This window comes from Streptomyces sp. NPDC054783, from assembly GCF_053611725.1.
Genome location: NZ_JBSHAY010000003.1, coordinates 362534 through 380160, shown reverse-complemented (window position 1 = coordinate 380160; position 17627 = coordinate 362534). Strand labels below are relative to the sequence as shown.

The 17627-nt window shown below is 68.0% G+C and carries 15 protein-coding genes; 8 read left to right on the top strand and 7 right to left on the bottom strand.

Features of this window, described 5'->3' with window-relative positions; translation table 11 throughout:
- Positions 1-64 precede the first annotated feature (64 nt).
- From rplI to rpsF, 4 genes are all read right to left on the bottom strand, one after another.
- Positions 65-511, bottom strand: a complete 447-nt coding sequence (gene rplI / locus ACWGJ5_RS08625; RefSeq protein WP_189984877.1) for a 50S ribosomal protein L9 — start codon at positions 509-511, stop codon at positions 65-67.
- A gap of 18 nt (positions 512-529) precedes the next feature.
- Positions 530-766, bottom strand: coding sequence for a 30S ribosomal protein S18 (gene rpsR / locus ACWGJ5_RS08620; RefSeq protein WP_003949403.1), 237 nt, complete (start codon positions 764-766; stop codon positions 530-532).
- 81 nt (positions 767-847) lie between these two features.
- Positions 848-1438: a single-stranded DNA-binding protein gene (locus ACWGJ5_RS08615; RefSeq protein WP_351601012.1), complete on the bottom strand. Its 591-nt coding sequence runs from the start codon at positions 1436-1438 to the stop codon at positions 848-850.
- Positions 1439-1516: 78 nt separating this feature from the next.
- Positions 1517-1807 (bottom strand): 30S ribosomal protein S6, encoded by a 291-nt coding sequence (gene rpsF / locus ACWGJ5_RS08610; protein WP_453309007.1) that lies wholly within the window; start codon positions 1805-1807, stop codon positions 1517-1519.
- A gap of 272 nt (positions 1808-2079) precedes the next feature.
- Between rpsF and ACWGJ5_RS08605 the strand changes: the two genes are divergently transcribed.
- From ACWGJ5_RS08605 to ACWGJ5_RS08595, 3 genes are all read left to right on the top strand, one after another.
- On the top strand, positions 2080-2391 hold the full coding sequence (locus tag ACWGJ5_RS08605; RefSeq protein ID WP_453309006.1) for a hypothetical protein: 312 nt from the start codon (positions 2080-2082) through the stop codon (positions 2389-2391).
- Between the two features lie 103 nt (positions 2392-2494).
- Positions 2495-3616: a peptidoglycan bridge formation glycyltransferase FemX gene (femX, locus tag ACWGJ5_RS08600; protein ID WP_453309005.1), complete on the top strand. Its 1122-nt coding sequence runs from the start codon at positions 2495-2497 to the stop codon at positions 3614-3616.
- Positions 3617-3698: 82 nt separating this feature from the next.
- Positions 3699-4730, top strand: a complete 1032-nt coding sequence (locus ACWGJ5_RS08595; RefSeq protein WP_228621671.1) for an alanine racemase — start codon at positions 3699-3701, stop codon at positions 4728-4730.
- 91 nt (positions 4731-4821) lie between these two features.
- Here ACWGJ5_RS08595 and ACWGJ5_RS08590 read toward each other — a convergent pair whose 3' ends face one another.
- Together ACWGJ5_RS08590 and ACWGJ5_RS08585 are read right to left on the bottom strand one after the other, a co-directional pair.
- Positions 4822-6366, bottom strand: coding sequence for a glycosyltransferase family 87 protein (locus ACWGJ5_RS08590; RefSeq protein ID WP_453309004.1), 1545 nt, complete (start codon positions 6364-6366; stop codon positions 4822-4824).
- 129 nt (positions 6367-6495) lie between these two features.
- Positions 6496-8757: a transglycosylase domain-containing protein gene (locus ACWGJ5_RS08585; RefSeq protein ID WP_453309003.1), complete on the bottom strand. Its 2262-nt coding sequence runs from the start codon at positions 8755-8757 to the stop codon at positions 6496-6498.
- 786 nt (positions 8758-9543) lie between these two features.
- Between ACWGJ5_RS08585 and ACWGJ5_RS08580 the strand changes: the two genes are divergently transcribed.
- The 4 genes from ACWGJ5_RS08580 to ACWGJ5_RS08565 all read left to right on the top strand — a co-directional run bounded on the left by ACWGJ5_RS08580 (position 9544) and on the right by ACWGJ5_RS08565 (position 13382).
- On the top strand, positions 9544-10221 hold the full coding sequence (locus ACWGJ5_RS08580) for a PadR family transcriptional regulator (protein ID WP_453309002.1): 678 nt from the start codon (positions 9544-9546) through the stop codon (positions 10219-10221).
- Positions 10222-10264: 43 nt separating this feature from the next.
- Positions 10265-11347, top strand: a complete 1083-nt coding sequence (locus ACWGJ5_RS08575) for an inositol-3-phosphate synthase (RefSeq protein ID WP_453309001.1) — start codon at positions 10265-10267, stop codon at positions 11345-11347.
- Between the two features lie 154 nt (positions 11348-11501).
- A complete protein-coding gene (locus ACWGJ5_RS08570) occupies positions 11502-12764 on the top strand; it encodes an MFS transporter (protein WP_453309000.1) in 1263 nt (420 codons plus the stop codon).
- A 276-nt stretch (positions 12765-13040) separates the two neighbouring features.
- Positions 13041-13382 (top strand): LppU/SCO3897 family protein, encoded by a 342-nt coding sequence (locus tag ACWGJ5_RS08565; RefSeq protein ID WP_453308999.1) that lies wholly within the window; start codon positions 13041-13043, stop codon positions 13380-13382.
- A gap of 109 nt (positions 13383-13491) precedes the next feature.
- Here ACWGJ5_RS08565 and ACWGJ5_RS08560 read toward each other — a convergent pair whose 3' ends face one another.
- Positions 13492-14958: a CCA tRNA nucleotidyltransferase gene (locus ACWGJ5_RS08560; RefSeq protein WP_453308998.1), complete on the bottom strand. Its 1467-nt coding sequence runs from the start codon at positions 14956-14958 to the stop codon at positions 13492-13494.
- Between the two features lie 276 nt (positions 14959-15234).
- Here ACWGJ5_RS08560 and ACWGJ5_RS08555 point away from each other — a divergent pair, with 276 nt between their 5' ends.
- A complete protein-coding gene (locus tag ACWGJ5_RS08555; protein WP_453308997.1) occupies positions 15235-17616 on the top strand; it encodes a DUF6049 family protein in 2382 nt (793 codons plus the stop codon).
- The last annotated feature ends 11 nt before the right edge of the window (positions 17617-17627 follow it).

Sequence of the window (17627 nt, the reverse complement as noted above, 5' to 3'; positions counted from 1 at the left end):
GCACGCGAAGAGGGGTCGCCCCCGCGGGGGCGACCCCTCTCACCTGCTCAAACCGAGCGCAGCGTCAGGCCGCGACGACCTCGATGTTGACCTTGGCGGCAACCTCGGGGTGCAGACGCACGGACGTCTCGTGGGCGCCCAGGGTCTTGATCGGGGCGGACAGCTCGATGCGGCGCTTGTCGACCTCGGGGCCACCGGAAGCCTTGATCGCGGAAGCGATGTCGGCCGGGGTGACAGAACCGAAGAGACGACCGGCGTCGCCGGAGCGGACAGCCAGACGGACCTTGACACCCTCGAGCTGGGCCTTGACCTGGTTGGCCTGCTCGATGGTCTGGATCTCGTGGATCTTGCGAGCGCGGCGGATCTGCTCGACGTCCTTCTCGCCACCCTTGGTCCAACGGATAGCGAACTTCCGCGGGATCAGGTAGTTGCGAGCGTAACCGTCCTTGACGTCGACGACGTCGCCAGCGGCACCGAGGCCGGAGACCTCGTGGGTGAGGATGATCTTCATGAGTCGGTCACCCTTCCCTTAGCGCGCGGTGGACGTGTAGGGCAGCAGCGCCATCTCACGGCTGTTCTTGACGGCCGTGGCGACGTCACGCTGGTGCTGCGTGCAGTTGCCGGTCACGCGGCGGGCACGGATCTTGCCGCGGTCGGAAATGAACTTCCGCAGCATGTTCGTGTCCTTGTAGTCCACGTACGTGACCTTGTCCTTGCAGAAAGCGCAGACCTTCTTCTTCGGCTTGCGCACAGGCGGCTTCGCCATGGTGTTTCTCCTGTGTGATCAAGAAGTTTGGGGTACGACCCACCCTCGACCAGGCCGGTCCCGCAGGACCGGGCCCAAGGCCTAGAAGGGGGGCTCGTCCGAGTAGCCGCCACCGCCGCCGGAGCCTCCGCCCCAGCCACCGCCGGCCTGGCCGCCGCCCTGGTTGCCACCGGCGGGAGCGCCGGTCGCCCACGGGTCGTCGGCCGGAGCGCCGCCGCCCTGCTGGCCGCCACCGGGGCCTCCGCCCCAGCCGCCGCCACCCTGGCCGCCACCGCCGCCGTAACCACCCTGGCCACCGCGAGCGCCACCGGCGGTCTTGGTGACCTTGGCCGTGGCGTTGCGCAGGCTGGGGCCGACTTCCTCGACGTCCAGCTCGTAGACCGTGCGCTTGACGCCCTCGCGGTCCTCGTAGGACCGCTGCTTCAGCCGGCCCTGCACGATGACGCGCATGCCTCGCTGGAGCGACTCGGCGACGTTCTCCGCCGCCTGACGCCAGACCGAGCAGGTCAGGAACAGGCTCTCGCCGTCCTTCCACTCGTTCGTCTGGCGGTCGAAGGTGCGGGGAGTGGACGCGACGCGGAACTTCGCGACCGCCGCACCGGACGGGGTGAAGCGCAGCTCGGGGTCGTCGACAAGATTGCCGATGACCGTGATGACGGTCTCGCCTGCCATGGGGGAACCTCTCGGCGGGTTTGCTGCTGGCTGCTTGGTGCTGCTACTCGAATCCCGAGATCAGCTGAGCGCGAAGGCTCAGTGCATCTCGGGGCGGAGGACCTTGGTCCGGAGGACCGACTCGTTCAGGTTCATCTGGCGGTCGAGCTCCTTGACGACCGCAGGCTCGGCCTGCAGGTCGATGACCGAGTAGATGCCCTCGGGCTTCTTCTTGATCTCGTAGGCGAGACGACGACGGCCCCAGGTGTCGACCTTCTCAACCTTGCCGCCGCCGTCACGGACGACGGACAGGAAGTTCTCGATCAGCGGGGAGACAGCACGCTCCTCGAGATCGGGGTCGAGGATGACCATCAGCTCGTAGTGACGCATGTGGAACCCACCTCCTTTGGACTCAGCGGCCACGGTCGTTCCGTGGCAGGAGGGTTGTGATGCGTACGCAACGGTATCGGCCACCACTGACAATCGGGGGCCTCTGAGGGATCCCGCAGTGTTACCTGGGCAGGCGTGGGCAGACACCAGTGCAGACGGTACAGACTACCCGCACACCCGCTTCCGGTTGAAATCCGCCCGTGAAGACCGTCACCCTGTATACGTCGGGTGTGTACGGCGCTACTGTGCGCCGTCTTCCGCAGGAGGTGCCCATGGCACAGGCATTGCATCCCAACGTCGCCGGTTCCCTCTTCGCCACGGACGGCAAGCGCCGTCCGCTCCAGGACGCGCTGACGGCGGGCACGCTCGTCCTTGGCGTGCTGGCCTTCATCACGTCCTTCTTCCCCGGCCTGCACCTGCTGTCCTCGTGGACGGGGCTGGTGGGGCTGCTCGTCGGTGTCTACGGACAGTGGATCTCGGTGACCACACGGGAGCGCTTCGGCCTCGTCGTGGGTATGGGCGCCTCGGGAGTCGGTTTCCTCATCAGCATGGCCAACGGCGGATTGTTCGGCGGCCTCTTCTAAGCCGTACGCCCAGTCGGGGCGCTCGCACGGCGCAGTAGGCTTCGGCGCGAGAGCCGGAGCCCCTGTACCCATGGGGACACACCAGCCCGAGGAGCGCCCCGACATGAGCCTGACCCTGAGGACCATCAGCCGCGAGCAACATCTGGCCTACATCCAGAGCCTGCCGTCGGCGAGCCACATGCAGGTCCCGGCCTGGGCCGACGTGAAGGCTGAGTGGCGCTCGGAGAACCTCGGCTGGTTCGACGACCGCACCGGCGAGCTGGTCGGTGCGGGCCTGGTCCTCTACCGCCAGCTGCCCAAGATCAAGCGCTACCTCGCCTACCTTCCCGAGGGCCCGGTCATCAACTGGTACGCGCCGAATCTGGACGACTGGATCCAGCCGATGCTGGCGCACCTGAAGCAGCAGGGCGCCTTCTCCGTGAAGATGGGCCCGCCGGTGATCATCCGGCGCTGGAACGCCGAGACCATCAAGAAGGGCATCCAGGACCAGGACGTCAAGCGCCTGCGCGACCTGGAGGCCGACTTCATCGAGCCGCGCGCCTTCGAGGTGGCCGACAAGCTGCGCCGCATGGGCTGGCAGCAGGGCGAGGACGGCGGCGCCGGCTTCGGCGACGTACAGCCCCGCTACGTCTACCAGGTGCCGCTGGCGAACCGCTCCCTGGAAGAGGTCCACAAGAACTTCAACCAGCTGTGGCGACGCAACATCAAGAAGGCCGAGAAGGCCGGCGTCGAGGTCGTCCAGGGCGGCTACCAGGATCTGGCCGAGTGGCAGCGGCTGTACGAGATCACCGCTGTGCGCGACCACTTCCGGCCCCGCCCGCTGTCGTACTTCCAGCGCATGTGGACGGCCCTCAACACCGAGGACCCGAACCGGATGCGGCTGTACTTCGCGCGGCACAACGGCGTGAACCTGTCCGCGGCGACGATGCTGATCGTCGGCGGACACGTCTGGTACTCCTACGGCGCCTCCGACAACATCGGCCGTGAGGTCCGGCCCTCGAACGCGATGCAGTGGCGGATGCTGCGCGACGCCTACGCGCTCGGCGCCACCGTCTACGACCTGCGCGGCATCTCCGACTCCCTGGACGAGACGGACCACCTGTTCGGTCTGATCCAGTTCAAGGTCGGCACCGGCGGTCAGGCCGCCGAGTACCTGGGTGAGTGGGACTTCCCGCTGAACAAGCTGCTCCACAAGGCGCTCGACATCTACATGTCGCGCCGTTGAACCACGGGCGTTTGATTCCATAGGGGTCACAGCTTTCCCACCTCTGACACACACAGCGACGAGAAAGGTTCCGGGTCCGGCCATGGCGCTCACGCTCTACGTCGACACCGCGCGCTGGCGTGCGCACCACAAGCACGTGCAGGAGCAGTTCCCGGGCCTGGTCCCGGTCTGCAAGGGCAACGGCTACGGCTTCGGGCACGAACGGCTGGCGGAGGAGGCCACGCGGCTGGGCGCGGACCTGCTCGCGGTCGGCACGACGTACGAGGCCGCGCGCATCAAGGACTTCTTCGGCGGTGACCTGCTGGTGCTGACGCCGTACCGGCGCGGCGAGGAGCCCGTGCCGCTGCCCGACCGGGTGGTGCGCTCGGTGTCGTCCATCGACGGGGTGTACGGCCTCGTCGGCGCCCGTGTCGTCATCGAGGTGATGTCCTCGATGAAGCGGCACGGCATCAGCGAGCAGGACCTGCCCCAGCTGCACCAGGCCATAGAGAACGTCCGGCTGGAGGGGTTCGCCATCCATCTGCCGCTGGACCGCACCGACGGCTCGGACGCCGTCGAGGAGGTCATCGGCTGGATGGACCGGCTGCGCGCGGCCCGCCTTCCGCTGCACACCATGTTCGTCAGCCACCTCAAGGCCGATGACCTGATCCGGCTCCAGCAGCAGTTCCCGCAGACCCGGTTCCGTGCCCGCATCGGCACGCGGCTGTGGCTGGGGGACCACGAGGCCACCGAGTACCGCGGTGCCGTCCTGGACGTCACACGCGTGTCCAAGGGCGACCGGTTCGGCTACCGGCAGCAGAAGGCGGCCTCCGACGGCTTCCTGGTGGTCGTGGCGGGCGGTACGTCGCACGGGGTGGGCCTGGAGGCCCCGAAGGCCCTCCACGGCGTCATGCCGCGCGCCAAGGGCGTCGCACGGGCCGGCCTCGCCACGGTCAACCGGAACCTTTCTCCGTTCGTCTGGGGCGGCAAGCAGCGCTGGTTCGCCGAGCCGCCGCACATGCAGGTGTCGATCCTGTTCGTCCCCGCGGATGCCCCGGAGCCGCACGTCGGCGACGAGCTGGTGGCCCATCTGCGGCACACCACCACGCAGTTCGACCGGATCGTGGACCGCTGAGCCCGGCTCAGGACAGCGAGAAGGCCGTACACGCTCCCCGCGTGTACGGCCTTCCTCATGCTTGTTCATGGCCTTCCGACGGTGTGTTCGCTCAGAGCGAACTGCCTCCGGGAGAAGGTGGCTCCGGCCTCCCCCAGTCCACCTGAGGCCCCTCGAAGTGCGCGGCGTGCCGCGGCGGATGAGCTGCCGCGCCGAGCACGAAGACGTCCTGCGCGCCGTCGAGCACCCCGCCCGAGGGATCGTCGTCGCCCGACCGGCGCACCACGTCCCGCTCCGGCATGAGGATGTCCCGTACGACGACGGCGCACAGGTACAGCGTGCCCACCAGGTGCAGCACGATCGTCCAGTGATAGCCGAGCGTCGGCAGACCCTTGTGGGCGTCCCCGCTGGTCGTGTACGCGAGGTACATCCAGATGCCCATGAAGTACGCCACCTCGCAGGCCTGCCAGATCAGGAAGTCGCGCCACTTGGGCCGGGCGAGGACCGCCAGCGGCACGAGCCACAGGACGTACTGCGGTGAGTAGACCTTGTTGGTGAGGATGAAGGCCGCCACCAGCAGGAAGGCCAGCTGGGCGAAGCGCGGCCGGCGCGGCGCGGTGAACGCCAGAGCGGCGATACCCAGGAAGGACAGCACCACCAGCACCATCGCGACGGCGTTCACAAAACCCGTGCCCGGCGGGTTGCTGGAGTTCTGTGCCCAGATCAGCCAGAACGAACCGAAGTCGACGCCCCGTTCCTGGCTGAACGTGTAGAACTTCGACCAGCCCTGGAAGGCGAAGAGCATCACCGGCAGGTTCACCACGAACCAGGCGATCACCGCGCTGCCCACGGCCTGGGCGAACTCACGCCACTTGCCGGCCCGCCAGCACAACACGAGCAGCGGGCCCAGCAGGAACACGGGGTAGAGCTTGGCCGCCGTGGCGAGGCCCAGGAGGACACCGAAGGCGACGGGACGGCTCCGGGACCACATCAGCATCGCGGCGGCCGTGAGAGCCACCGCCAGCAGATCCCAGTTGATGGTCGCGGTGAGCAGGAAGGCGGGCGACAGGGCAACCAGCAGGCCGTCCCAGGGGCGCCGGCGGTGGGTGCGGGCCACACAGACGGCGATGACGGCCGCGCACACCAACAACATCCCGGCGTTGACGAACCAGTACCACTGCTCCTGGTGCTGGATGCTGCCGCTGTGCGGGGTCAGCCAGGACGCCACCTCCATGAACACACCGGTCAGCACCGGGTATTCGAGGTAGCCCATGCCCCCGGACATGTCGTCCGGGAGTCTGTCGAAGTACGGCACGAGGTGGTCGGCGAACCCGCGGCCCTGGTAGAGGTGCGGGATGTCCGAGTAGCAGGCCTTCGTGTACTGGCTGCTCGCGCCGAAGAACCAGGCGGTGTGGTAGCAGGGCGCCTTCTGGACCAGGCCGAGGGCGAACATGCCGATCGCCACGAGCGCGACAACCCGAACGGGGGTCCACCAGGAGGTCCCGAGCAGGGCACGGCGCCCCAGGGGCCCGCCGATCAGCTCGCTGCCGGCCCGGGCGATCTCGTCCTCACTGGTCGGCCTCACCGGCTCTGCGGTGGCGGGCCGCACGGGCTCGGGCTCGTGCATGCTCGCGGGCGTCATCTCTGCACTGGGCATGGGGCACATCCTGCCGTACCTGTCTGGGAAAACGCCGAGGGCCGCCGCACCTGGTGGGTGCGGCGGCCCATGTTTCACGTGAAACACCCTTGGCGGGCCATATGGCCGCCAACCGGTCAGGCTCGATGGCTAACCGGTGGGACCGGCGAAGATGCCTCCGTTGCCGTTACCGCGGGTGTTGCCTCCGGTCCCGGACGTATCCGTGACGGAGGGCGACGGCGAGGTGCCTCCGGTGGTGCCGCCCGTGTCGGTGCCTCCGGTGGTGCCGCACTTCCAGTTCCAGCCGTTGCACGTCTGGCTCGGCGACGGCGAGGGCGACGTGGACGGCTCGCTGGCCGACGGGCTCGGCGAGTCACTCGGCGTCTGGCTCGGCGTGATGCTGACGGTCGGGGTCGGAGACGGGGCACCGGCCTCGTCCTGGGCCTTGCCGATCTCGGTGGCTTCCGGGAAGCCGGGGTCGTTCTTGCCCTTCAGCGCGGCCTCCATGTATTCGGTCCACACCGATGTCGGAATGTCACCACCGTGGATGGAGGGGACACCGGCCGTGCCGTTCATGGACAGCAGCTCGTGGTCCTTCGGGTTCTCGCGGAACATCGCCACCGAGGTGGACAGCTGCTGGGTGTAGCCGACGAACCAGGCCGACTTGTTGCTGTCGGTGGTACCGGTCTTGCCGGCCGCCGTACGGCCCAGGGCCTTGGCGTTCTGACCCGTACCGTTCTGGATCACGTTCTGCAGGACGTCCGTGACGTTGTTCGCCACGTTGTCCGGCAACGCCGTGGTGACCTTCGGCTTGTCGAAGCCGGGCACCTGCTCGCCGTTCTTCTTCACCTCGGTCACCGAGTACGGGTCCGCGTGCTGACCGGCCCCGGCGAAGGTGGCGTACGCGTCGGCCATACGGATCGCGCTCGGGGTCGAGGTACCGATGGCGAAAGACGGATTGAGCGTGGAGAAGCTGTCCTTGAGGATGCCCGACGCCTGGGCGACGTCCCGGACCTTCGACATCCCCACATCCATGCCGAGCTGGACGAACGGCGTGTTGATGGACTGCTCCATCGCCTTGCGCAGCGTGATGTAGCCCCACTTGTGGTCGCTCTCGTTGCGCTGGTAGAAGACCGAGCCGTCCTTCTTCAGAACCGGGCTGCCGTCCTGGTTGAGCACCTTGAGATGGTCGTTGCCGTTGTACTTGCTCAGCGGGGAGATGCCCTGCCCGTCGGACCTGTAGGTCCCGTACTCCATGGCCGCGGCGAGCACGAACGGCTTCCATGTCGAACCGACCGGGACACCGGAGGTGTCGGCGTTGTTCGTGAAGTGACCGTTCTCGTATCCGTCGCCGCCGTAGAGGGCCACGATCGCCCCGTCCTTGGGCACCACCGACGCCGCGCCGAACTGGACGTACTTGTCCAGGTCACGGCGCTTTGGATCCAGGCGGTCCTTCTGGACCTTCTTCACGGCCGCGGCCAGATTGTTGACCTTGTCCTTCTGGAAGGTCGTCTTGATCTGGTAGCCGCCCTGGTCGAACTGCGCCTCCGTGATGTCGGAGTGCGCGAGGACGTACTTCTTGGCCGTGTCCACCAAGTAGCTGATCTGGCCGGTCATGCCCCTGGTCGCCTTGCGGCCGTCGGGCATGGGGTAATGCGCTTTGGCTTCCTGGTACTGGGAGTCGCTCAGATGGTGATCGTTGTGCATCTGCTCGAGGATCCACCCCCAGCGTTCCGTCGAGCGCTGCTTGTTGGCCTCGGGGGTCGCCGAAGGGTCGAGATCCGCGTTGCCCGCCGGGTCGAAGTACGTCGGGCCCTTGAGCAACGCCGCGAGCACGGCGCACTGGCTCGGTGTGAGGTCCACGGCGTTCTTGCCGTAGTACGTCTGCGCGGCGGCCTGGATGCCGTACGCGCCCCGGCCGAAGTAGGAGGTGTTCAGGTAGCCCTGCAGGATCTGCTTCTTGTTGAGCTTCGTCCCCACCTTGATGGAGATGAACATCTCCTTGAACTTACGGGTGAGGGTCTGCTGCTGGCTCAGGTACGTGTTCTTCACGTACTGCTGGGTGATCGTCGAACCACCCTGGGTCTGACCGCCCCGCGCCATGTTGGCCACGGCGCGCAGGATGCCCATGGGGTCGACGCCCGAGTCCTGGTAGAAGCTCTTGTTCTCGGCCGAGATCACGGCCCATTGCATGGCGTCGGGGATCTGGGAGATGTCGATGTTCTGCCGGTTGATGCCCGTGCCGGTGGCCACCATCTGCTTGCCGTCGGCCCAGTAGTAGACGTTGTTCTGGGACTTGGCCGCGTCGTTCTCGTTGGGGATCGAGACCATCGCGTAGCTGACGCCGACCAGCACCACCAGGCTGCCGACGAAGCCGATGAACAGCCCGGAGACGAGCTTCCAGGAGGGCATCCAGCGGCGCCAGCCGTACTTCCCGGCTCGGGGATAGTCGATCAGCCGTTTCTTGCCGGGAGCGGTCGACGCACGGCCTCTGCCGCGCCCGGGACCGGTCGGGCCGCCAGGAGCACCGCGCCGGCCGCCCGGGCCCGCGTCGGCGCCTCTGCGGCGGCTGTCTCTCTGCGCCGCCCGGCGGGCCTCGGCTCGGCCGCCGTAGGGACGCTCTTCACCTTCCGGACCGCTGGAACCCGACCCATAGGAACTGGACCCATAGGAGTCGGCTGGAGATCCGGTGGCGCCTCGCGGTGCCGCACGGCGACCGGAGGACGAGCCGGACTGGCCGCGTCGGGCCGCGGCACGTCCGCCTCCCTGCGGCTGCGGCGGTTTGCGACGGTGCTCGCTCATCGAACGATTACTCCTCGGGCAGGCGCACCCGTGCGCGCCTGGAACGGCGGCTGGTTTCCGGTCCCCCCGAAGTACGGATGTGGTCGGTTCTGCATTCACCCGTACTGCACCGGGGACGACGACGCTCCCCGGGCGTCACTTGGTTCCCGGTGGATTGCATGCCGCACAGACTACGCACCGCCAAAACCTGCCGAGCCCAGAAGTTCACCCCAAAACAGGCAACCTGCACCACATGAATCGGGGATGTGACCCCGTTCACCACCGTCCCTCTTGTCGCCTGCGCAAGGCCGTTCTATCGTCTTGATGTATCGAGTCGATACATCAGCGCGAGATAAAGACGCTGAGAGGTACTGCGAGACCCGCGTGAGCGATCAGCGGGACCGAGGGGAGGCGACGATGAGCCGACGTTCCGGCATCCTCGAGTTCGCCGTGCTCGGCCTGCTGCGCGAGTCCCCGATGCACGGCTATGAGCTGCGCAAACGACTCAACACGTCCTTGGGTGTGTTCCGGGCGTTCAGCTACGGGACCTTGTATCCCTGCCTCAAGACGCTGGTCGCCTACGGCTGGTTGATCGAGGAACCGGGCAGCACCCATGAGGACGCCGCTCCTCTTGCCGGCCGCCGGGCGAAGATCGTGTACCGATTGACGGCAGAAGGTAAGGAGCACTTCGAGCAGCTGCTCTCGCAGACCGGCCCCGACGCGTACGAGGACGAACATTTCGCCGCGCGCTTCGCCTTCTTCGGACAGACGTCGCGGGATGTTCGCATGCGCGTACTGGAGGGCCGGCGCAGCCGCCTGGAGGAGCGCCTGGAGAAGATGCACGCCTCCCTGGCGCGCACACGGGAGCGCCTCGACGACTACACACTTGAGCTCCAGCGCCACGGGATGGAGTCCGTGGAGCGCGAAGTGCGCTGGCTGAACGAGCTCATCGAGAGCGAGCGGGCCGGGCGGGACCTGAAGGGTTCCGCGTCCGGGGGGTCCGCTCAGCAGGACACCACCAATGGATCGACGGGCGGCCTGCCCCGTCGCGGGGACACCCCCCGCACGGATACGCCCGGCGACACCGCCACGTGAGACCCACTCAGGGCCTCACTCGTACACACAGGGAGCAACCGGAATGGGTTCGGTTCGCGTAGCCATCGTCGGCGTGGGCAACTGCGCCGCGTCGCTGGTGCAGGGAGTCGAGTACTACAAGGACGCCGACCCGGCGTCGAAGGTCCCCGGCCTGATGCACGTGCAGTTCGGTGAGTACCACGTGCGCGACGTCGAGTTCGTCGCCGCGTTCGACGTCGACGCCAAGAAGGTCGGCCTCGACCTCGCGGACGCGATCGGCGCCTCCGAGAACAACACCATCAAGATCTGCGACGTGCCCAGCACCGGTGTCACCGTGCAGCGCGGCCACACCCTCGACGGCCTCGGCAAGTACTACCGCGCCACCATCGAGGAGTCCGCGGACGAGCCGGTCGACGTCGTCCAGGTCCTGAAGGACAAGCAGGTCGACGTCCTGGTCTGCTACCTGCCGGTCGGCTCCGAGGATGCGGCGAAGTTCTACGCCCAGTGCGCCATCGACGCCAAGGTCGCCTTCGTCAACGCCCTCCCGGTCTTCATCGCCGGCACCAAGGAGTGGGCGGACAAGTTCACCGAGGCCGGTGTGCCGATCGTCGGTGACGACATCAAGTCCCAGGTCGGCGCCACCATCACGCACCGCGTCATGGCGAAGCTGTTCGAGGACCGCGGTGTCATCCTCGACCGCACGATGCAGCTGAACGTCGGCGGCAACATGGACTTCAAGAACATGCTCGAGCGCGAGCGCCTGGAGTCCAAGAAGATCTCCAAGACGCAGGCCGTCACCTCCCAGATCCCCGACCGGGACCTCGGCGAGAAGAACGTCCACATCGGCCCGTCCGACTACGTGGCCTGGCTGGACGACCGCAAGTGGGCCTACGTCCGCCTCGAGGGCCGCGCCTTCGGTGACGTCCCGCTGAACCTGGAGTACAAGCTCGAGGTCTGGGACTCCCCGAACTCCGCGGGTGTCATCATCGACGCCCTCCGCGCCGCCAAGATCGCCAAGGACCGCGGCATCGGCGGCCCGATCCTGTCGGCGTCCTCCTACTTCATGAAGTCCCCGCCGGTCCAGTACTTCGACGACCAGGCCCGCGAGAACGTCGAGAAGTTCATCCGCGGCGAGGTCGAGCGCTAGCTCGACACGGCGCCACGCGCTAGCTCGACACGGCGCGGCGCGCCACGACGCCCGCTGAGGGCTATCGCTTGCACCAGAACGCTCCTGCCAGGGCGGTGAAGGTCCCCGGGTTTCCCTGACCCGGGGACCTTCCGCATGTGTGAGGCTGTGCCCCATGCCCGTCGTCCGTGACCTGCGCGTCCTGTTGCGCCTGCGGTACTTCCGACGCCTGCTCGCCATCCGCCTCCTGTCCCAGGGCGCCGACGGCGTCTACCAGGTCGCGCTCGCCGCGTACGTCGTCTTCTCCCCGGAGAAACAGACCTCGGCCACCGCCATCGCCGCGGCCATGGCGGTCCTGCTGCTCCCCTATTCACTGGTCGGCCCGTTCGCGGGCGTCCTGCTGGACCGCTGGCGCCGTCGGCAGATCTTCTTCTACGGCAACCTGCTGCGCGCTCTGCTGGCCGCGGCCACCGCCGTGCTGATGGTCAGCCAGGTCCCGGACTGGCTCTTCTACGTCTCGGCGCTGTGCGTCACGGCCGTCAACCGCTTCGTCCTCGCCGGGCTGTCCGCGTCCCTGCCCCGGGTGGTCGACGCCGAGCGTCTGCTGCTCGCCAACTCCCTGTCCCCGACGGCCGGAACACTGGCCGCGACCGCGGGCGGCGGCCTCGCCTTCGCCGTACGGCTTCTGGCATCCGACTCCGACGCGGCAGTGGTACTCCTCGGCGCCTTCCTCTATCTGTGCGCCGGCCTGGCATCGCTGACCATGCCTCCCGCGCTCCTCGGTCCCGACCGGCAGCCGACACGGCCGCACATGGCCACCGCCCTCGCCACGACGGCACGCGAACTCCTGGCAGCCGTCCGCCATCTGACCGAGCCGAGGCGCAGGGAGGCAGCGTGGGCGCTGGCAGCGATGACGCTGATGCGCTTCTGCTACGGCGCGCTCCTCGTTCTTCTGCTGATGCTGTGCCGGTACGCGCTCTCCGCGACTCCCGAGGACGGGCTCCGGCTGCTCGGCCTCGCGCTGGCCCTGTCGGGTGCGGGATTCTTCGCGGCAGCCGCGGTGACGCCGTGGGCGGCGGGACGCCTCAGGCCCGGGCGCTGGATCGTGGTGTGTTCCGGCGCCGGCGCCGTACTGGAGCCCGCCCTCGGCCTCCCGTTCGCCACCGGGCCCCTCTTGATCGCGTCCTTCGTCCTGGGACTGATCACCCAGGGCGCGAAGATCGCCACGGACACGATCGTCCAGGCCTGCGTCGACGACAGCTTCCGCGGCCGGATCTTCTCCGTGTACGACGTGCTGTTCAATGTGGCCTTCGTGGGAGCGGCCGGAGTGGCGGCCTTGATGCTGCCCCCGGACGGACGCTCGGCAACGCTGGTCGTCACAGTTGCCGTCATCTACGCGGCAGTTGCTGGGGCTATGGCCCGCTTTGATCGTCGGTGAGTGTCACATCAAAGCCACAGAGTCCCCCTGGGTTACAGAACTGTCAGTGGAGCCCGGTAACTTACGTGCGTCTTACGCGCCGCTTATGTGCGCTGCTCACCAACTCTCCTAGGGGGACCCCAAGTGACGACTCCGCCGCCCCAGGGCCAGAACCCATTCGCACAGGGCCAGCAGGCATACGGCCAGCCCCAGGCTCCGTACCCTCCGCAGGGCGGCTACCCGCAGCAGCCGGGCCAGCCTGGGTTCCCCCAGCAGGGCACGGCACCGTATGCACCGGTGCCTCCTCAGCGGCCGAAGCGCGGCGTCAGGTGGTACCTGCGCATAGCCGGCGGCATCCTCGGCCTCATCGTCCTGGTCGGCGGCTGGTACTTCAACCATGAGGACGACTCCAAGAAGCTGGCTGTCGGTGACTGCCTGACGAACAAGGGAACCGACAAGGATCCGAACATCGAGCAGCTGGACTGCAGCGACTCGAAGGCGGACTACAAGGTGCTCAAGAAGGATGGCAGCACCAGCATCGCCATGCTCGCCTGCCAGTCGGTCAAGGGAACGACCGCTGCCCTCGAATGGAAGGAAGGCAGCGACTCGTTCGTCCTCTGCCTGGGGGACAACAAGTAGCGGTCGGACGTGCCGAGGGGCGATGTTTCACGTGAAACATCGCCCCTCGGGCTCGCTCGGTCCGGCCGGTGTTTCACGTGAAACATCGCCGAGCTTGACTCAGCAGAGATCAGCCCTGCTCCGCCCACCACTCCTTGAGAGCCCTCACCGCCACGTCGTGCTCCATCGGCCCGTTCTCCAGACGCAGCTCCAGCATGTGCTTGTACGCCTTGCCGACGACAGGGCCGGGGCCCACGCCCAGGATCTCCATGATCTGGTTGCCGTCGAGGTCCGGTCGGATCGCGTCCAGCTCCTCCTGCTCCTGCAACTGGGCGATGCGCTCCTCCAAGCCGTCGTAGGCCCGGGACAGCGCGGCGGCCTTGCGCTTGTTCCGCGTGGTGCAGTCGGAGCGGGTCAGCTTGTGCAGGCGGTCCAGTAGCGGGCCCGCATCACGGACGTAGCGGCGCACCGCCGAGTCCGTCCACTCCCCGGTGCCATAGCCGTGGAAGCGCAGGTGAAGTTCGACCAGGCGTGAGACGTCTTTCACCAGCTCATTGGAGTACTTCAAGGCGGTCATGCGCTTCTTGGTCATCTTGGCGCCGACCACCTCGTGGTGGTGGAACGAGACCCGGCCGTCCTCCTCGAAGCGGCGCGTGCGCGGCTTGCCGATGTCGTGCAGCAGTGCGGCCAGCCGCAGCGTGAGGTCGGGACCTTCCTGCTCCAGGGCGATCGCCTGCTCCAGGACGATCAGCGTGTGCTCGTAGACGTCCTTGTGCCGGTGGTGCTCGTCACGCTCCAGGTGCAGCGTCGGCAGCTCGGGCAGCACATGGTCGGCGAGCCCGGTATCGACGAGCAGGCCCAGCCCCTTGCGCGGGTGGGCGGACAGGATCAGCTTGTTCAGCTCGTCCCGGACCCGCTCGGCCGAGACGATCTCGATGCGTCCGGCCATCTCCGTCATCGCGGTGACGACGTCGGGGGCGACCGCGAAGTCCAGCTGGGCCGCGAACCGGGCGGCCCGCATCATCCGCAGCGGATCGTCCGAGAAGGACTCCTCGGGCGTGCCCGGCGTCCGCAGCACGCGCGCCGCGAGATCCTCCAGGCCCCCGTGCGGGTCGATGAACTCCTTCTCCGGCAGTGCCACGGCCATCGCGTTGACCGTGAAGTCCCGGCGGACCAGATCCTCCTCGATGGAGTCGCCGTACGACACCTCGGGCTTGCGGGAGGTGCGGTCGTAGGCCTCCGACCGATAGGTGGTGACCTCGATCTGGAAGTTCACCTCAGTGTCTCCGACACGGGCACCCTTGTGCGCGCCGACGGTGCCGAAGGCGATACCGACCTCCCAGACGGCGTCCGCCCAGGGACGGACGATCTTCAGAACGTCCTCGGGGCGGGCGTCGGTCGTGAAGTCCAGGTCGTTGCCGAGCCGGCCGAGCAGCGCGTCGCGCACCGACCCTCCGACCAGGGCGAGGGAGAACCCGGCCTCCTGGAATCGGCGGGCGAGATCGTCGGCGACGGGGGCCACCCGCAGCAGCTCGGCGACCGCACGGTGCTGCGCCTGGCTCAGGGCAGAGGGAGTGTCTTCGTTGGGGTTCGGCACAACAGAAAAGGGTACGTGCCCCGGCGACCAGGGACGCCCTCCATTTGCCCGAAGGGCGGCCGGACCGCAGGGGCCGCGGACAGCTCCCTTCATACCCGTCGCAAGCACTGCCCTCGAGGCGTACGGAAGCTCTCCCCCGATACTGGATATAGAGGACGGGACGCGGGTGTTCCCCGATCTTGTGACGGAGACCGCGGCACTTCCCCTCCGCGCGCATCGTTACCATGCGTGGACGCACATTCCGACGACCACTGACGACGAGGGACGGGCGAGCGCGTGGCCGAGGCGGCTGAATTCCAGGGGACCAGTGCCTCACCTGCCCGCCGGTGGCTGCGACGCACCGGCGCGCTGCTCGCTGGTGCGCCGCTGCTGGCCGGGCTGCTCCAGCTGCCCGCCGCGGCGCCCGCCCAGGCCGCCTCCTCGGACACGGTGTCCGTCGCACTGGACTCACTGGCCCCCAGCGCCCCCACCGACGGGGACACGCTGACCGTGTCGGGCACCGTGACCAACAACGGCAAGCAGACCGTCACCGGCGCTCACGTGGACCTGCAGGTGGGCCCCATGCTGAGCACCCGCTCGGCGATCGATTCCGTCGCCGAGCACTCCGACGACCTGCCGGGCGAAATCGGCTCCGAGGTCGGCGGCAAGTACGTGGAGAAGTTCGCCAAGCTGACCCCGGGCGTCGCCGAGCACTTCAGCATCTCCGTCCCCGTGGACAAGCTCGACCTCGGCGACGACGGCGTCTACGAGTTCGGTGTCTCCCTGTCCGGCAAGACCGCCGCCCAGCCCTGGGACCAGGTGCTCGGCATCCAGCGCACGTTCCTGCCGTGGCAGCCGTCCGACGCCGACACCAAGACGAAGACGACGTACCTCTGGCCGCTGATCTCCACGGTCCACATGATGGCCAAGACGGGCCCCGGCGAGCTCCAGACGCGGGTGTTCCTCAACGACAGCCTGGCCAAGGAACTCGCGCCGGGCGGTCGGCTGGCGCAGATGGTGGACCTGGGCAAGGACCTCGACGTCACCTGGGTGATCGACCCGGACCTGCTGGCCTCGGTGGACGCGATGGCGACCGGCAACTACCGGCTGCCCGGCAAGGGGGACACGACCACGCCCGGCCCGAAGGAGCACCAGGCGCTCGCCAAGCAATGGCTGGCGAACCTGCAGTCCGCGGTGACCGGCAAGGAGGTCGTCGCGCTGCCCTTCGCAGACCCGGACCTGGCCTCCCTCGCGCACAACGGCACCAGCGTCACCGGCTCGCTCAGCCACCTCAAGGACGCCACCGACGTCGCCGCCACCACCGTCAAGACCGTGCTCCACGTCACGCCGAGCACCGACTTCGCCTGGCCGGAGGAGGGCGCCGTCGACCCGGCGATCATGAAGGTCGCCACCTCCGCGGGGGCCGACCGCGTGATCGCCCGCAGCGACAGCCTCCAGGAGACCGCCGGGCTGCCGTACACGCCCTCCGCCGCCCGTCCGATCGGCGGTGGCACCACGGCGGTGGTCTCCGACGCCCGGCTGTCCACGGCCTTCGAGGGCGACCTGACGAGGGCGGACTCCGCCACGCTCGCCGTGCAGGAGTTCCTGGCGCAGAGCCTGGAGGTGAACGCGCAGACGGACAAGCAGCGCAGCATCGTGGTCGCCCCGCAGCGCATGCCCACCGCGGGCCAGGCCCAGGCGATGGCGGCGGCGCTGAAGGCGCTCCAGGAAGGGAACTGGTCCCAGTCCCAGGACCTCTCCGCGGCGACCAAGGACAAGCCGGACCCGAACGCCACCACGCGTATCCCGTCGGGTTCCTCCTACCCCTCCTCGCTGCGCTCGCAGGAGCTGCCGCGGGCGGCCTTCGAGCAGATCGCGCGCACCCAGGACAAGCTCAACGGCTTCCAGGTGATCCTCTCCGACCAGTCCCGCGTCGTCACGCCGTTCGGACTGGCCATAAGCCGTGAGATGTCCACGTCGTGGCGCGGCGGCAACTGGCACGCGCAGAGCTACCGCAACGGCGTGGAGGGGTGGCTCGACGAGCTGGCCGACCAGGTCAAGCTGATCGACAAGTCGGAGACCAAGCTCTCCGGACGCAGCGCCACCATCCCGGTGACCGTCCAGAACAACCTCGTCCAGCCGGTCGGCCATCTCATCCTGCGTCTCACCTCGACCATGCCGACGCGTCTGAAGATCGGCGGCAAGCCCTACTCCGAGCAGCCGGTGGAGATCTCCGGCGGGCACAGCCAGTCCGTGAAGTTCACCACGTCGGCCAACGCCAACGGCCGGGTCACGGTGATCGCCCAGCTGTACACCGAGGACGGCCAGAAGTACGGCGACGCCGTCACCTTCGACGTGAAGGTCACCGAGATCACGCCCACCGTGATGCTGGTCATCGGCGGCGGCGTGCTCCTCCTCGTCCTCGCCGGATTCCGGATGTACACCCAGCGCAAGCGCGCATCCGCCCGCCAGACGGACGAGAACGGCCCCGACGCGGACGAGCAGGCCGCCGACGAGCCCGGGAACCCAGACGCCCCTGCAGACCGTCTCCCGGAGGAACCGGAGGATTCCGCCTCGCCGACCGGGGCAGACGACCCGGAGCACCGGAGTGACCCTGCGCCGGACACCGCACCGGAAAGCCCCGACCCGTCCGGGACGGGTGAGAGAGTGGACCGTTGAGCGATGTCGTG

Bases quoted from the DNA above. Each gene is read 5' to 3' on its own strand.
- ACWGJ5_RS08570 (WP_453309000.1), top strand. From the start codon at position 11,502: ATGCCCGTCGTCCGTGACCTGCGCGTCCTGTTGCGCCTGCGGTACTTC.
- ACWGJ5_RS08575 (WP_453309001.1), top strand. From the start codon at position 10,265: ATGGGTTCGGTTCGCGTAGCCATCGTCGGCGTGGGCAACTGCGCCGCG.
- rpsF (WP_453309007.1), bottom strand. From the start codon at position 1,807: ATGCGTCACTACGAGCTGATGGTCATCCTCGACCCCGATCTCGAGGAG.
- ACWGJ5_RS08585 (WP_453309003.1), bottom strand. From the start codon at position 8,757: ATGCCCTCCTGGAAGCTCGTCTCCGGGCTGTTCATCGGCTTCGTCGGC.
- ACWGJ5_RS08590 (WP_453309004.1), bottom strand. From the start codon at position 6,366: ATGCCCAGTGCAGAGATGACGCCCGCGAGCATGCACGAGCCCGAGCCC.
- ACWGJ5_RS08605 (WP_453309006.1), top strand. From the start codon at position 2,080: ATGGCACAGGCATTGCATCCCAACGTCGCCGGTTCCCTCTTCGCCACG.
- ACWGJ5_RS08580 (WP_453309002.1), top strand. From the start codon at position 9,544: ATGAGCCGACGTTCCGGCATCCTCGAGTTCGCCGTGCTCGGCCTGCTG.
- rpsR (WP_003949403.1), bottom strand. From the start codon at position 766: ATGGCGAAGCCGCCTGTGCGCAAGCCGAAGAAGAAGGTCTGCGCTTTC.
- ACWGJ5_RS08615 (WP_351601012.1), bottom strand. From the start codon at position 1,438: ATGGCAGGCGAGACCGTCATCACGGTCATCGGCAATCTTGTCGACGAC.
- femX (WP_453309005.1), top strand. From the start codon at position 2,495: ATGAGCCTGACCCTGAGGACCATCAGCCGCGAGCAACATCTGGCCTAC.
- rplI (WP_189984877.1), bottom strand. From the start codon at position 511: ATGAAGATCATCCTCACCCACGAGGTCTCCGGCCTCGGTGCCGCTGGC.
- ACWGJ5_RS08595 (WP_228621671.1), top strand. From the start codon at position 3,699: ATGGCGCTCACGCTCTACGTCGACACCGCGCGCTGGCGTGCGCACCAC.